This window comes from Prevotellamassilia timonensis, assembly GCF_900106785.1.
Taxonomy (GTDB): Bacteria; Bacteroidota; Bacteroidia; order Bacteroidales; family Bacteroidaceae; genus Alloprevotella; species Alloprevotella timonensis.
This window is the reverse complement of record NZ_LT629839.1, coordinates 114,655-129,279: the sequence shown is the minus strand read 5'-3', so window position 1 is coordinate 129,279 and position 14,625 is coordinate 114,655. Positions and strand designations below refer to the sequence as shown.

The 14,625-nt window shown below is 56.4% G+C and carries 14 protein-coding genes; 7 read left to right on the top strand and 7 right to left on the bottom strand.

What is annotated here, in order from left to right; all coding sequences use genetic code 11:
• Window positions 1-313 precede the first annotated feature (313 nt).
• The 7 genes from BQ5453_RS01315 to BQ5453_RS14265 all read left to right on the top strand — a co-directional run bounded on the left by BQ5453_RS01315 (window position 314) and on the right by BQ5453_RS14265 (window position 7,926).
• On the top strand, window positions 314-856 hold the full coding sequence (locus BQ5453_RS01315) for an OmpH/Skp family outer membrane protein (RefSeq protein WP_071121813.1): 543 nt from the start codon (window positions 314-316) through the stop codon (window positions 854-856).
• Window positions 834-1,706 carry a glutamate racemase gene (gene murI / locus BQ5453_RS01310; RefSeq protein ID WP_083361083.1) on the top strand — a complete coding sequence of 291 codons (873 nt, stop codon included), beginning with the start codon at window positions 834-836 and terminating at the stop codon, window positions 1,704-1,706. Before BQ5453_RS01315 ends, murI begins: the two co-directional genes overlap by 23 nt.
• Before the next feature lie 155 nt (window positions 1,707-1,861).
• On the top strand, window positions 1,862-3,205 hold the full coding sequence (gene argH, locus BQ5453_RS01305) for an argininosuccinate lyase (protein WP_071121812.1): 1,344 nt from the start codon (window positions 1,862-1,864) through the stop codon (window positions 3,203-3,205).
• A gap of 171 nt (window positions 3,206-3,376) precedes the next feature.
• Window positions 3,377-4,678 carry a THUMP-like domain-containing protein gene (locus BQ5453_RS01300; protein ID WP_235860003.1) on the top strand — a complete coding sequence of 434 codons (1,302 nt, stop codon included), beginning with the start codon at window positions 3,377-3,379 and terminating at the stop codon, window positions 4,676-4,678.
• Between the two features lie 1,112 nt (window positions 4,679-5,790).
• Window positions 5,791-7,005 (top strand): hypothetical protein, encoded by a 1,215-nt coding sequence (locus BQ5453_RS14405; RefSeq protein ID WP_071121810.1) that lies wholly within the window; start codon window positions 5,791-5,793, stop codon window positions 7,003-7,005.
• On the top strand, window positions 6,947-7,762 hold the full coding sequence (locus BQ5453_RS01290) for a hypothetical protein (protein ID WP_143033245.1): 816 nt from the start codon (window positions 6,947-6,949) through the stop codon (window positions 7,760-7,762). The genes BQ5453_RS14405 and BQ5453_RS01290 overlap by 59 nt, the downstream gene beginning before the upstream one ends.
• Window positions 7,759-7,926 carry a hypothetical protein gene (locus tag BQ5453_RS14265; protein ID WP_154668726.1) on the top strand — a complete coding sequence of 56 codons (168 nt, stop codon included), beginning with the start codon at window positions 7,759-7,761 and terminating at the stop codon, window positions 7,924-7,926. Before BQ5453_RS01290 ends, BQ5453_RS14265 begins: the two co-directional genes overlap by 4 nt.
• Window positions 7,927-8,114: 188 nt before the next feature.
• On the opposite strand, the gene queA is transcribed toward BQ5453_RS14265, so the two are convergent.
• The 7 genes from queA to BQ5453_RS01255 form a co-directional block, all read right to left on the bottom strand.
• On the bottom strand, window positions 8,115-9,167 hold the full coding sequence (gene queA / locus BQ5453_RS01285) for a tRNA preQ1(34) S-adenosylmethionine ribosyltransferase-isomerase QueA (protein ID WP_071121808.1): 1,053 nt from the start codon (window positions 9,165-9,167) through the stop codon (window positions 8,115-8,117).
• Window positions 9,168-9,258: 91 nt separating this feature from the next.
• Window positions 9,259-9,930 carry a tRNA pseudouridine(55) synthase TruB gene (gene truB / locus BQ5453_RS01280; protein ID WP_071121844.1) on the bottom strand — a complete coding sequence of 224 codons (672 nt, stop codon included), beginning with the start codon at window positions 9,928-9,930 and terminating at the stop codon, window positions 9,259-9,261.
• A 228-nt stretch (window positions 9,931-10,158) separates the two neighbouring features.
• Window positions 10,159-10,983 (bottom strand): undecaprenyl-diphosphate phosphatase, encoded by an 825-nt coding sequence (locus BQ5453_RS01275; RefSeq protein ID WP_071121807.1) that lies wholly within the window; start codon window positions 10,981-10,983, stop codon window positions 10,159-10,161.
• 36 nt (window positions 10,984-11,019) lie between these two features.
• Entirely contained in the window at window positions 11,020-11,274 is a 255-nt protein-coding gene (locus tag BQ5453_RS01270) for a DUF3098 domain-containing protein (protein WP_022101455.1), read from the bottom strand.
• A gap of 143 nt (window positions 11,275-11,417) precedes the next feature.
• Complete coding sequence (locus BQ5453_RS01265; RefSeq protein ID WP_071121843.1) at window positions 11,418-12,311, bottom strand: cell division protein FtsX; 894 nt, start codon at window positions 12,309-12,311, stop codon at window positions 11,418-11,420.
• A 329-nt stretch (window positions 12,312-12,640) separates the two neighbouring features.
• Window positions 12,641-13,540 carry a BamJ family beta-barrel-assembly machinery protein gene (locus tag BQ5453_RS01260; protein WP_083361080.1) on the bottom strand — a complete coding sequence of 300 codons (900 nt, stop codon included), beginning with the start codon at window positions 13,538-13,540 and terminating at the stop codon, window positions 12,641-12,643.
• Between the two features lie 198 nt (window positions 13,541-13,738).
• Window positions 13,739-14,596, bottom strand: a complete 858-nt coding sequence (locus BQ5453_RS01255; protein ID WP_071121806.1) for a BamJ family beta-barrel-assembly machinery protein — start codon at window positions 14,594-14,596, stop codon at window positions 13,739-13,741.
• Window positions 14,597-14,625: the final 29 nt, after the last annotated feature.

The following is a 14,625-nucleotide window of genomic DNA, read 5'->3' as shown; positions in this document are numbered from 1 at the left end:
ATACCCCAACAAAAAACTACCAACAAACCCCACCACCAAACGCAAGCTCCAAACGCAAGCTCCAAACCCCACCACCAAACGCAAGCTCTAATGGGGGCGACGCGTCCCGCGTCGGAAAAATGAAAAGGAAAGATACAAGCGCTACTAAATAATAGCTGCATATTTTTCCGACGCGGGACGCGTCGCCCCCATTAGAGCTTGCGTTTCTTGCAGCGCCCATTAAGCCCATCAAGCCTAATATGCCCACCCCCATTACGCCTATTCCTCCTAAAATTCGTATCTTCGCAGCACAAACCAATCCCTCCAACACAACATGAGCACACACCGCACCATCACACTCATCTGCGCCACACTCATCAGCGCAGCAGCCATGGCACAAAGCACCATCAAGTTCGGCTACATCAACGCCGACTCCATACTACACACCATGCCCGACTACCACCAGGCACAAGCCGACCTCCAGCAGCTCACACAGCGCTACAAGGCCGAAACACAATACAACGAGCAAACATTCCAGCGCCAGTACACCGAACTCCTACAAGGCCAAAGCCAGTTCACACCCAACATACTCGCCAAGCGACAAGCCGACCTGCAAGCCGCACTCGACCGAAACATCAAGTTCCGGCAACAAGCCGACTCACTCATAGCCGCCACATGGCAACAACTGCTCGCCCCCGTGCGCCAACGACTCAACCAAGCCATCAAAGACACCGGACTCGAACACGGCTACGAATACATCATCGACACCTCAACAGGCGCCTACCCCTTCATACACCCACAAGCCGGACAAGACGCCACACCCTACGTCATCGAAAAACTACAACCCCTACGCGATGAACAACACACCCAACACTAACCCCCACACGCCACTGCCGTCCATCACACCAGGACAGGCACGCATAGGCATCTTCGACAGCGGCTACGGCGGACTCACCATACTGCGACAAATACGCCAACTGCTGCCACAGTACGACTACATATACCTCGGCGACAACGCACGCGCACCCTACGGCTCACACTCATTCGACATCATCTACCGATACACACTGCAAGCCGTACAAGCACTCTTCCAGCAAGGCTGCCAGCTCGTCATACTCGCCTGCAACACCGCATCGGCCAAAGCCCTGCGCACCATACAGCAGCGCGACCTCCCCACACTCGACCCCACACGCCGCGTGCTCGGAGTCATACGCCCCACCGTCGAGGCCGTAGGCCCGCTCACACACACCCACCACATCGGACTGCTCGCCACACAAGGCACCGTCAACTCCGGCTCCTACACACTCGAGCTGCACAAACTATGCCCCGACATCACCGTCACATCACTCGCATGCCCCATGTGGGTGCCACTCGTCGAAAACTTTGAGTACGACTCGCCAGGCGCCGACTACTTTGTCAAAAAGCGCATCGAAGGCATCATGCGCCTCGACCCCGACATCGACACACTCATTCTCGGCTGCACACACTACCCGCTGCTCATGAACAAAATCGTGAAGTACACCCCACCCGGCGTGCGCATCGTGCCACAGGGCGAGTACGTGGCAGCAGCGCTGCGCCAGTACCTCATGCGGCACCCCGAACTCAACACCATGCTCTCACAGCGCGGCACATGCCACTACCTCAGCACCGAGAGCCCCGACAAATTCAACCAAAGCGCCACCATGTTCATGCACGAAAATGTCAGCGCCGAACAAATAGAGCTATAAGGCACACACAAGCCCATTGAGCCTAATATGCCTATCAAGCCTAATATGCCTATTGAGCCTAATATGCCTATCAAGCCTAATAAGCCTATCAAGCCTAATATGCCTATCAAGCCCAATATGCCCACCCCCCCCAATAACCCAATCAACATCCAACTATGAAACTCTGGGAAAAATCAACACAACCACTCGAAGAAATCGACCGCTTCACCGTAGGCCACGACCGCGAGCTCGACCTCTACCTCGCACCCTACGACGTGCTCGGTTCCATGGCACACGTCACCATGCTCCACAGCATCAACCTCATTGCCGACAACGAACTCCAGCCACTGCTCAACGAACTGCGCCACATCTACCACACCACACAAAACGGACAATTCGTCATCGAAGACGGCATTGAAGACGTGCACTCACAAGTAGAACTCATGCTCACACGCAAACTCGGCGACATGGGCAAAAAAATACACTCCGGACGCTCACGCAACGACCAAGTGCTCGTCGACCTCAAACTCTACACACGCCACAAACTCCAACAAGTCATCGAGGCCGTAAAACAACTCTTCGACGAACTCCAAAAGCAGAGCGAACGCTACAAACACATCATCATGCCGGGCTACACCCACCTGCAAGTGGCCATGCCCTCAAGCTTCGGACTATGGCTCGGAGCCTACGCCGAAAGCCTGGCCGACGACATGCTCTACCTCGAAGCCGCATGGCGACTCACCAACCGCAACCCGCTCGGCTCGGCAGCCGGATACGGCTCATCATTCCCCCTCAACCGGCAAATGACCACCACACTGCTCGGCTTCGACTCCATGGACTATAACGTGGTGTACGCACAAATGGGACGCGGCAAAATGGAGCGCAACGTGGCCTACGCACTCGCCTCAGTGGCAGGCACAGTGGCAAAACTCGCCTTCGACGCCTGCATGTTCAACTCACAAAACTTTGGCTTTATCAAGCTCCCCGACGAATGCACCACAGGTTCAAGCATCATGCCGCACAAAAAGAACCCCGACGTGTTCGAACTCATACGTGCCCGCATGAACCGCCTGCAGGCCCTGCCACAGGAGATGACACTCATCATGAACAATCTGCCCTCGGGCTACTTCCGCGACCTGCAAGAGCTCAAGGAGGCCTTCCTCCCCGCCTTCGACCGCCTCATCGACTGTCTGCACATGACCACCTACATCATCGAGCGCATCAAGGTCAACGAGCACATCACCGACGATCCGCGCTACGACCCCATGTTCTCTGTCGAGGAGGTCAACCGTCTGGCAGCCTCCGGCACCCCCTTCCGCGACGCCTACAAAAAGGTAGGCCTCGAAATCGAAGCCGGCCAGTTCCACCCCGACAAAAACATTCACCACACCCACGCCGGCAGCATTGGCAACCTGTGCAACGACCGCATAGCCCAGCTCATGAGCAACACGCTCGCCCGCATCGACTTTGCCAAGGTCGACGCAGCCATAGCCAGCCTGCTCAACGAACCAGCCAAATAACACCCCACCAAACTTAACACAATAGGCATAATAAGCAAGCCACCAAGCAAGCCTGTTATGCCTATTGTCATTAGGCAAGCGCCCATCAAGCAAGCGCTCGCCTAATATGCCCCCCGCCCAATATTATGCCTAATATGCCTATTAAGCCTAATATGCCTATCGCCTAATATTATGCCTAATATGCCTATCGCCTATTATGCCTATTATGCCTATTATGCCCATCGCCTATTATGCCCATTAAGCCCAATATCCCCCATTAAGCCCATCCCCATGCCCAACAACCCCATCACCACCCTCCCACTCGACCGCCTGGCCCTTCACCTTGCCGCCAACCACGTGCCCAACGCAGCACACATACTCCAGCAAGAAGAAGGCCGCCGCCGCATGGCCACCAAAGTGCCACTCTGGGCACAAACCCCCGGCATAGAGTACCCACCCCGACTCGCCCTCGAGCAATGCTCCGGGCAACCCGCAGCACAGTACAAAGCCAGCCTTGTAGAGCAACTGCTGCCCCTCCCCGCACAAAGGCAACACCTCGTCGACCTCACCGGCGGACTCGGCGTAGACTTCTCATTCATGGCACCACTCTTTGCACAAGCCACCTACGTAGAGCAGCAACCACAGCTCTGCCAGCTCGCAGCACACAACCTGCCACTCCTCGCACTGCCACAAGCACACATCGTCAATGCCGACGCCACACAACACCTCACACAGCTCGCACCCGACAGCGCAAGCCTCATATTCATCGACCCCGCAAGGCGCTCCGCCACAGGCCGCAAAACAGTGCTCATTGAGGACTGCCAGCCCGACATCATAACCCTCGCGCCAAGCATGCTCAAAGCAGCCCCCGTGGTAGTGGTCAAACTATCCACCATGCTCGACATAGCAGCCGCCGTGCGCGCCCTCGGCTGCGTCAGCCAGGTGCACATCGTGGCCACCGCCGGCGAGTGCAAGGACCTCCTGCTCGTCATCACACGCCAGGCCAAGGCCCAGGGCGGCACCAATCCGCTCATCACAGCCACCAGTCTCCTGCCCGACGGCACAATCAGCGGCTCTCTCACCTTCACCCCGCAAACCGAGGCGGAAGCCACACCGCCCATTGCCGCGCAGCCGCTGCGCTACATCTACGAGCCGGGACCGGCCATCATGAAGGCGGGTGCTTTCAAAACCACCGCCCTGCACTACCAGCTGCAAAAGTTGCACACCAACACCCACCTTTACACCGCCAGCCACCTCGTGCCCGAGTTCCAGGGCCGCACCTTCGAGCTCCGGGCCACCTACACCTTTGGCAAGGCGCAACTCAAGGCGCTGCGCAGCGTCACCACGCAGGCCAACCTTGCCGTGCGCAATTTTCCCGCCTCTGTCGACTCCCTACGCAAAAGGCTCAAACTCCGCGACGGCGGCCCTTACTACATCTTTGCCACCACACTGGCCGACGGCACCCACACCCTGCTGCTGTGCGAGCGCGTGTGAAACTCATAGCGCGAGCACACTTTCTTTCTCTACTATCTCTCCTTTCTCTCCTTTCTCTATCCCGACGCGAGACGCGTCGCCCCCATTAGAGCTTGCGTTTCTTCTAACACCAAACGCTAACACCAAACGCTACCACCAAACGCTACCACCAAACGCTACCTCTAATGGGGGCGACGCGTCTCGCGTCGGAAAAATGAGAAGAAAAAAAGAGAAGAAAAGAGAAGAAAGATACAAGCCATGTCCCCCACCAACAACGGCAGGGCAAAAAATCTTTCGGAGCAAATAAATTTACGGGGTGGCACATGTGTCTTTCAAGCCTCACGCAACGGGGGCATCTTGACATAGGGACAAAAAAAATGGGATACCACTGTATCCCAACCTTGTTAACCTTAAATCTAATACTATGAAAAACACGATGCAAAGATACGGCCTTTTCAGAAAAATGCAAGCCCTCGCACCACAAAAATGCATATATGCAAGAAAGTTTAACAACATCACATACCTTATTGCACACTTCTGTATATTGTGTGCAGAATTATTGCGTTTTTTGCCCCACTGCACGCCATGCGCCAAAACCTGCACGCAGCCATGAAAAACCATCAAAGCAGCAATAAAACAATAACTGCCCAGCCACCCACAACCAACACCCCCCCCCACCACACCACCGCCTCAGCACGAGCCGCGTTTTCTTAATAAACAATAAAAAACAACCACCTTTTTACCCCGAAAATTAACAACCATTTAGATAAATACGGGACTTCGAGGCTCAAAAAGCAGATACTGATTTTCAACGATTTACGTCACGAATTTAACATTTCAGATTTTTGGAGTGTCATATTTTGACACGCAAAAAAGCCCAATTTTGCCGATTTGGAAAATTGGAAAAAGCGTATTACATTTGCATCGGTATTAGATACAAAACGCAACCAAATTGTATGTTACTTAGTGTGCCGGGCCGAAAGGCCAAATTGTATATCGGGTAAGCACTTCCTTTTTTCGGAACCCGACACACAAGTACTCGGGGAGGCGTGACGGCCTCCCCATTTTGGTATACAGCCCCCGCAGAGGGGCATACAAGACCTTACAACATAACCATAAAACCAAATTTTACCATGAACAACGGCTATGTATCCGTGCCGCGCGATTTTTTTGACACTGCTCAGTGGCGGCGCAAACGAGTTTTTACGCAGAGCGAGGCATACCTCGACTTGCTACAAATGGCCTACTATGGCTCCGAACCAACTGAAAGAGAAGTGGGTGGAGCAAAAGTGACGGTGCGCAGCGGACAAATTGCTGCCACACAAGCATATCTGGGCCAAAGGTGGGAGTGGTCGCGCTACAAGGTGCGCCACTTTATTGACAGCCTTTGCAACAAAGGTACTATACATCTCTACAACACACCTACTTGTTCCTTAATAACTGTGTATCAAGACGTTACGAAGGACGATACTGAAATTTACCACACACCTTACCACACACCTACTGCACACAATAAGAATAAGATTACAAAGAAGAAGATTACAAAGAAGAGTGTAGAGAGTAGTGTGGTGTGTGACACCACGCCCCACGCCCAAGCTGAGGGTGAGGTGGCTGAAGCTGAGGTGAGCCAAGTGGCCGAGGTGGTAGCAGTGCCCGAGGCAGCAGCAGCCGAGGTTGTCGAAGTGGCAGCAGAGACCAAGGCCGCAAGCATCAAGCCCGCAAGCATCGAACCCGCAGTAAGCGAACTCGCAGCAGAGACCAAGGCAGAACCCGCAGCCCCCAAGCCCGCAACCCGCCGCCGAACGCCACCCATGCAGCGGCCCACCGTGTGGGAGGTGGAGAACTTCTGCCGCACACAGGGCCTGCAGCTGGTCGATGCGCAGCGCTTTGTGGACTACTACGAGGCTAATGGCTGGAAGGTGGGACGAAACCCCATGCGCTCATGGCAGGCCGCTGCACGCAACTGGCAGCGACGCGAACTGCAATACCAACAACCGGCCGCGATGGCCGCTATCAATCAAACTAACCTTTTTACCGAACCAAACTGTGCCAATAACCATGAACATTCCTATGCAGTGCAACCCGCTCACGACGGGGCAGAACTCCAACAGCAACAATCCCAACAACAACTCCAGCAACCTCTGCAACAACCCCAGCAGCCCCAGCTCCAGCAGCCCCAGCTCCAGCAGCCCCAGCCAAGGGTATTCAGTTACCACCCCCAGCCAAGCCTGTGGCAGCGGCAGCAGTGCGCTACAAAGGCAGGCGCTTGCGCTGAAGCTCTCGAGCAGTATGCAGCTCGCCAAATGCGGTATTTCGCCAGCATGGGGGCTGAAGAACCCGACTTTTGAGGCGGTGATGCGCAACTACTCGCCCGCCAACTGGGGCGTGGTGGCGCAGTCGGCACGGCGGGCGTACCTGTGGGTGTGTCCCACGGTGGGGGCTTTGGCGCCGCTCTTCGGGCCACGCTGCCCGGTGATGTGGCTCGACGAGCAGGTGACGCACCTGTTCCTCACATCGCAGAGCCGCGACGCCTCGGCAGCCGCAGCACAGATTGAGGCTTTTGTAGGCTCGTTTGTGGGCACCGTGGCAGAGTTCAAGCTTACCGAGGTGATGCTCTTCCTGGCACGCTACAAGGCTGGCGTGTACGGCCGTTCGTTTGCTGCCTTCGATGTACGCAATGTGGGGCAGACGTTCCACCACGAGTTTGTGCAGCAGCGCCGCCAGGAGTTGCAGGCCATTGAGGCCGAGGCCTCAGCTGGGCGCGATGGCGAGGAGCGCCGGTTGCGTGCGGCCCATGCCGTGTCGCGTGAGGATTATCTGCGTTTGCAGCGCGACGGGGGCCGTGTGGGGCTGAAGGTGTGGCTCCGGGCGGCAGCCTTGTCGGCGGGCCGTGTGTGTGGCGTGGCGCAGTTGCTTGGCACGCGTGCCGAGGCCATGGTGAGTGCGGCGGGGCGTGGCGAGGCGCTGTGTGTGGAGGTAGGTGTGCAGCAGTTGCCGGCGGTGGTGCGTGCCGAGAGCGAGGGCTTGCTACGTGTGTCGGACTCGTGGGTGTGCCCCGCGGAGGGCAACAAGTTTACCGGGCTACGGAGGGCCTTGCAGCCATGACCGTACGCCACTCTACCTTGGTGCGCCGCTCTGAGGCGCGCCGTCTGGCCATGGCGCACTATGAGCCTGGCAACCAGGCCCGCAGCCTGAAGTATGTATGGCGCCACTTTGCCGAACCGCAGCTGGGCATAGGCTACCGCACATTTTTGAGATATATACGGTAAGGGGGGCATATTAAGCATATTGGGCATATTGGGCATATTAGGCCTATTAGGCGTAATAGGCATAATGGGCCTATTGGGCACATTAGGCACATTAGGCCCAATAATAAAAAAGAGCTAACGCCTTAGCGTTACTATTTGCAACACTAAGGCGTCAGCCCATTAGCATATCAGCTGCCTGTCAGCAGCCATCAGTCAATTATCAGCATGGCATCGCCAAACGGCCCGAACTTGTAGCCATGCTTGAGTGCCTCATCGTAGGCGTGCATGGTATAGTCGTAGCCACCGAAGGCAGTGGTGAGCATGAGCAGCGTGGAGTAAGGCAAGTGGAAATTGACAAGCATGCTGTCGGCCACGGTGAAATCGTAAGGCGGGAAAATAAACTTGTTGGTCCAGCCCTCATACTCCTTGATGTGGCCGTCGGTGCTGCAAGCAGCCTCAAGGGCACGCTGCACGGTGGTGCCTACGGCGAGCACTTTGCGTCCCTCGTCCTTGGCACGGTTGACAAGTTCGCAGCATGGGGTGTCGACAAACATCTGTTCAGAGTCCATCTTGTGCTTGGTGAGGTCCTCCACATCGGTGTTGCGGAAGTTGCCAAGTCCACAGTGCAGGGTGATGAATGCGCGGTCGATGTCGTTTATCTCCATGCGCTTGAGCATCTCGCGTGAGAAGTGCATACCGGCCGTAGGGGCAGTGACGGCGCCCTCGTGCTTTGCAAAGATGCACTGGAAGCGTTCAAGGTCCTCGGGTTCGCTTTCGCGGCCTATAAAGCGTGGTATGGGCGCCTCGCCCAAGGCGTAGAGCGAGCGTTTGAACTCGTCGTGGTCGCCGTCGTAGAGGAAGCGCAGTGTGCGTCCGCGGCTGGTAGTGTTGTCAATGACTTCGGCCACAATGGAGTCGTCGTCGCCAAAGTAGAGCTTGTTGCCTATACGTATTTTGCGTGCGGGGTCGACGAGCACGTCCCACAAGCGCAGCTCCTGGTTGAGTTCGCGCAGCAGGAACACTTCGATGCGTGCACCGGTTTTTTCCTTATTGCCGTAGAGTCGCGCGGGGAACACCTTTGTGTCGTTGAACACGAACACGTCGTGGGGGCTGTAAAAGCTGAGTATGTCTTTGAACATGAGGTGTTCTATGTCGCCTGTGGTGCGGTGGAGCACCATCATGCGGCATTCGTCGCGGTGGGGGGCAGGGTACTGGGCTATGCTCTCCTGCGGGAGCTTGAACTTGAATTGTGAGAGTTTCATATCTTGCTGTTGGTAGTTGCGAGGAGGGGGGCTGGGGGTAGAGCTTCTAGCTTTTCTAGAGTTTCTAGTTTTTCTAGAGCCTCCAGCCTATTTATTTCTTCTCTTGTTTCAGGTCGTCGGGCAGTTGGTTGGGGTCGAAGCAGCGGGCGGCGGTGAAGTAGCCCACGCGGGTGCGGCGCAAGGCCGTGAGGTGGGCACCGCTGCCAAGGGCCTGGCCAATGTCGCGCGCCAAGGCGCGAATGTATGTGCCCTTTGAGCACACTATGCGCAAGTCGAGCTGCATGGTGGCGGCATCGAAGCTGACAAGCTCGAGCTCGTGTATGTGCAGGGGTTTGGCCTGCAACTCCACTTGCTGGCCCTGACGGGCCATGTCGTAAGCGCGCTTGCCGTTGACCTTGCAGGCCGAGAAGGCCGGGGGCACCTGCATGATGGGGCCGCGGAACTGCTCGAGGGCTTGCTCTATGGCCTCACGCGTGATGTGCGCCGTGGGATAGGTTTGGTCGACGGGGTGCTCAAGGTCGTAGCTGGGGGTGGTGGCGCCTAATTGCAGGGTGGCGGTGTACTCTTTCTCGCCAGCTTGCATCTGCTCTATGAGTTTGGTGGCGCGCCCCACGCAAATGACCATGACGCCTGTGGCAAGGGGGTCGAGGGTGCCGGCATGGCCTATCTTGACTTTCTGGCCGCCTAAGGCCCGGGTGAGGGTGCGGCGCACTTGTGCCACAAGCTGGAAGGAGGTTTGGTGCAGGGGCTTGTCAAAGGCCATGATGAGTGGCACTATGCCTCCCGAGGGTGGATTGCCGTCGGGGGTGTTGAAGGCCGCTGGTTGGGCTATGTAGGCTCTTAACTCTGACAAACCGGCCCAGGGCAGGGCTTGACGCTCTGCGGGGGTGAGGGCTTGCAGGGCTGCGTCGGGCAGCAGGTAGTGGGTGGGGAACATGGGGGGGGGAAAAGTTGAGGAGTTGAGGAGTTGAAAAGTTGAGGAGTTAACCCGTTACCCCACAAGGCTATAGATGAGTGTGGCGGCACCTGCTATGGCACAGTAGTAGGCAAAATAGATGAGTTTGCCACGGCTGACGAGTGCTATCATCCACTTGCAGGCTGCGCAGCCCGAGATGAAAGCGGCTATGAAACCGGCTATGAGGGGGAGCATGGCTATGTCGCCGCCAATGGCTTCACCCTTCATCATTTTGATGGCGTCGAGCAGTGCTTCACCCAATATGGGGGGTATGACCATGAGGAATGAGAACTGGGCCATGGTTGCCTTGTTGTTGCCGAGCATGAGGCCGGTGGCAATGGTGGTGCCCGAACGGCTGAGACCGGGGAGCACGGCGAGGGCCTGGCTGATGCCTATGATGAAGGCGTGGAGGGGGCTGATGCTCTGGCGCTGGCGCGGACGTGCCAGGTAGCTGAAGGTGAGCAACAGGGCTGTGACGAGGAGGCAGATGCCTACGATGGTGAGGCCCGAACCGAAGATGGCTTCGACCTGGTCCTTGAAGAATACGCCGACAATGCCTATGGGCACCATGGAGATGACGATGTTGAGCAGGTACTGCTGGCTGGGATTGAGGCGCTGCAGTCCTGTGCCGGGGCCGAGGGGACTGAATGTGCCGACTATGATTTGTCCTATTTGACGGCCTAACACGACGATGGTGCTGAGCACGGTGGCTACGTGTACGGCTATGGTGAAGGTCATGCTGCTTTCGCCGTCGACGCCGGTGAGGGCTGATGCGATGGCGAGGTGGCCGCTGCTGCTTACGGGCAGGTACTCGGTGAGGCCTTGTATGAGGCCCATGATGATGGCTTGTATGGTGGTCATGCTATCGGGGGTGTGCTATAATAATATAGGAGGGGGTTATTTGCGTGGTTTGCGCACGATGGCGTATATCATGAAGAGGTAGCCGAGGAGGCATACTGCGGGGGCTAACTTGATGTGACGTGCATCGAAGATGCTGGCGTCGAAGGTGGTTTCGCCTGAGCCTGAGCCTGACATGAGCACCATGCCGATGATGACTACTGCCATGCCTACGGCAAGGAGTATGAAGTTGGTGCGGCCAAAGGCGAACACTGGCTGCTTGGGAGTTTTGAGGGGTGTTTGCTGCTGTTGCATTGTTTGGTTGTGTTTTTGGGGGTTTCTAGGGGGGCTAGGGGTTCTAGGGGTTCTAGTTTTTCTAGATATTCTAGAGTTTCTAGAGCTTCTAGTTTTTCTAGAGCTTCTAGCCCTTCTAGCCTTTTATAGCTTCTATCTTTTCTTTATCTGAGGTATACTTCGCCGCCGCGGAGGCGGAGGTGGTGGTTAACCGAGAGGGAGGCGCAGAGGGCGGTGAGGCCAAGGCCGCAAATAACTATGGCACCGAGGGTGGTGGCCCACACAAGGGGGGTGACAAGGGTGTTGAGGTAGATGCTGCCGGCTCCGGCCTGTGTTTGCAGATACCACATGGCGGCGGAAAGGAGTCCGCCGGCTATGATGGCTGACACAAAGCCTATGCGCATGGCTTGCCACATAAAGGGACGACGTATGAAGCCCCAACTGGCTCCGACGAGCTTCATGGTGTGTATGCTGTAACGACGGGCGTAGACGCTCATGCGCATGGTGTTGTTGATGAGTGAGAACGACACGAGGGCGAGAAGGGCGGCTACTGCCAGCAAACCAAGGGTGACGGCGGGTATGGTGCGGTCGAGGCTCTGCATGATGTCGCGGGGGTAGTTGACCTCGGCCACGCCGGGCATTGCGAGCATGGAGGGCTCGTAATGCTTGATGCTGTCGAGATTGGCGTAGGGGGCGTTGAGACTTACCTCGAACTCGGCGGGCACGGGACTTGTGCCGTCGAAGGTGCCTATGTCGGTGCCCATGGCCTCGTTCATGTCGCGCAGGCCTTGCTCTTGTGATATGTAGGTGACTTGGCGCGCCCAGGGTGCTGCCTTGAGGCGTGCCTGGGTGGCTGTCATTTGCTGCGGTGTGATGCTGTCGGTGAGCATTAGCTCGACGGTGAGTCCTTCGCGCAGCTGGTTGCTGTAGTTGGTGGCCATGCCTGCAAAGAGGGTGATGATGCCTATCATGATGAGCACCATGGTGATGCTGATGCAGGTGGTGAATGTGCCGAACCGGCCTGTGTGACGGCGCGGACGCTTATGGGCTTTGTTCATGTGGTGTGTGGGTTGTTGTGGGGTTGTGCCGCTGTGACTGGTGCACTTTGCGGCTAAATTGGTACAAATGTACAATATTATTGGGGGTTGGCGCGGATTGGTGGGGGGCTTTAACGCTGATTAACGCGTTGATGGGCGGCGTGGGGGCAAAAAAAAGGCTGGCGCTATGGCGCCAGCCTGGGAATGGGGATAATGGGCAATAGGCATAATGGGCATAATGGGCTTAATAGGCCCAATAGGCTTTAGGCTATGCCCAATAAGCTTAGGCATAATAGGCATATTAGGCCCATTAGGCATAATATACTGCTTGCTTACTGCTTACCTATTGCTTACTTGCCAACCTTGATGACCTCGACGGTGAAGATGAGGGTTGAGTTGCCTGGTATGCTCTGGGTGCCGCGCTCGCCGTAGCCGAGTGAGGCAGGAATGTAGAGCTTCCAAACTGAACCCTGGGGCATGAGGGTGAGGGCCTCTTTCCAACCCTTGATGACTTGGTCGGGACGGAAGGTGGCTGCCTTGCCACGCTTGTATGATGAGTCGAACACGGTGCCATCGATGAGTGAACCTTCGTAGTGTACCTCAACCTGGGTGGAGTCGGTGGCTACGGGGCCGTTGCCCTTGGTGAGCACCTCGTACTGCAGGCCGCTGGGGAGTGTGGTGACACTCTTGCGCTTGGCGTTGGCCGTGAGGTAGTCGGCATTGGCCTGCTTGTAGCGGGCGGCCTGGTACTGGAACTGGCCTTCGACTATCTGCATGGCGCTGTCGCGTGTGAGGGTGGTGGCTGTGCCGAGTGCGCTCTGTGTGAGACCGCGCTCGAATTCGGCTTGGCTGACGTAGGTTGAGTCGCCCTTGCCTGCGGCCTGCTGGCTGATCATGGGCAGGTTGCGCTTGTTGATTTCGGCAATGCGGAGTCCGGCAGCGAATGCTTCGGCCTTTTTGCGCTCTTCAGGAGAGATGTTGGTGGTCATGGCGCGTATGGCTTCGGGCACATAGGCTGAGTCTACGCCGAGCTGGCCTACGAGGTACTGCTTGAGGCTCTCGCCCTGGGCTACACCGAGGGCGTAGCTGAAGGTTTTGCCATCGACGGCCTTGAGGGCTGGTGTGAGGGTGGCTGCGGGCTGTGCCTTACGGGCTGACTTTTTGCTGGTTTTCTTGGCTTTTTGGGCCATGGCGCCGGTGCTGCCAAGGGTGACAGCAAGGGCAAGGGTTATGATGGTTTGAAGTTTCATTGAGCTTTCTTTTTTTGGGAGGGGGCTAGATAGGCTAGAAATACTAGAGGCTCTAGAAGAACTAGAAAAGCTAGAGGCTCTAGAAGAACTAGAGGCTCTAGAAAGGCTAGAGGCTCTAGAAAAGCTAGAAGCTCTAGAAAAACTAGAAGCTCTAGAAAAGCTAGAGCCTCTAAATAAGCCTGGCTCTACCCTGCCCTATTACTTGTTAATGCTAACGAGGGTTACCTTGAATGTGAGGGCTGCGAATGGGGGGATGGGGCCTGTGCCCTGCTCGCCATAGGCGGCCTGGTAAGGTACGTAGATTTCCCAGGTAGAGCCAACGGTCATTTTGGGAATGGCGATGCCCCAACCCTTGATGACGTTGCGGAGGCTGAATGTGACTGTGCCACCAGGCTGGTTGGCTGATGAGTCGAACACCTGGCCATTGGTGAGGCGGCCTTCGTACTTGACAGTGACGCTGTCGGTGGCGGTGCAGTGCTGGTCGGTGCCCTTGGCAAGCTGCTTGCCGTAGACGCCCTCGCCGAGGGCTACCACGCCGGGCTGGTGGGCTACCTTCTGCATGAAGGCTTCGCTTTCCTGCTTTTTGCTGCCGAACATGTAGTCCATGATGCGCTTCTGGGCGGTTTCCTTGTCAACGAGTTTGCCACCGATTTTGAGGGTGGTCTTGTTCTTGGCCTGTGCGGTGAAACCGGCTACAAAGTTTTTGACGCTGATGCGCTTTGTGGTGTCGCCCTGGAATACTTGTGACTCGATTTGCGGGAGTTGCATTTTAGTTTGCAAGCCCTGCATGACACCCATGTAGTAGGCGAGTTTCTTTTTGTCGTCGGCAGCTTTCATACCGTCGACGTAACCCTTGAGGAGTTCGTCAACATAGGCTGAGTCGCTGCCCGACTGGCTGAGGTAGTTTTGGAATTCGCCTTCGCTCTGCGACATGGCCATACCCATTTCGTAGCTGAGTGTGTCGATGTCGGACTTGAGGTTGGCTTTGGGCTGTCCGTTGTTGCAGCTTGTGAGGCCTGTGGCGGCTATGATGGCTGCGAGAATTATCTTTTTCATTATATTATTGTGTGTTTGTTTTTGTGGTT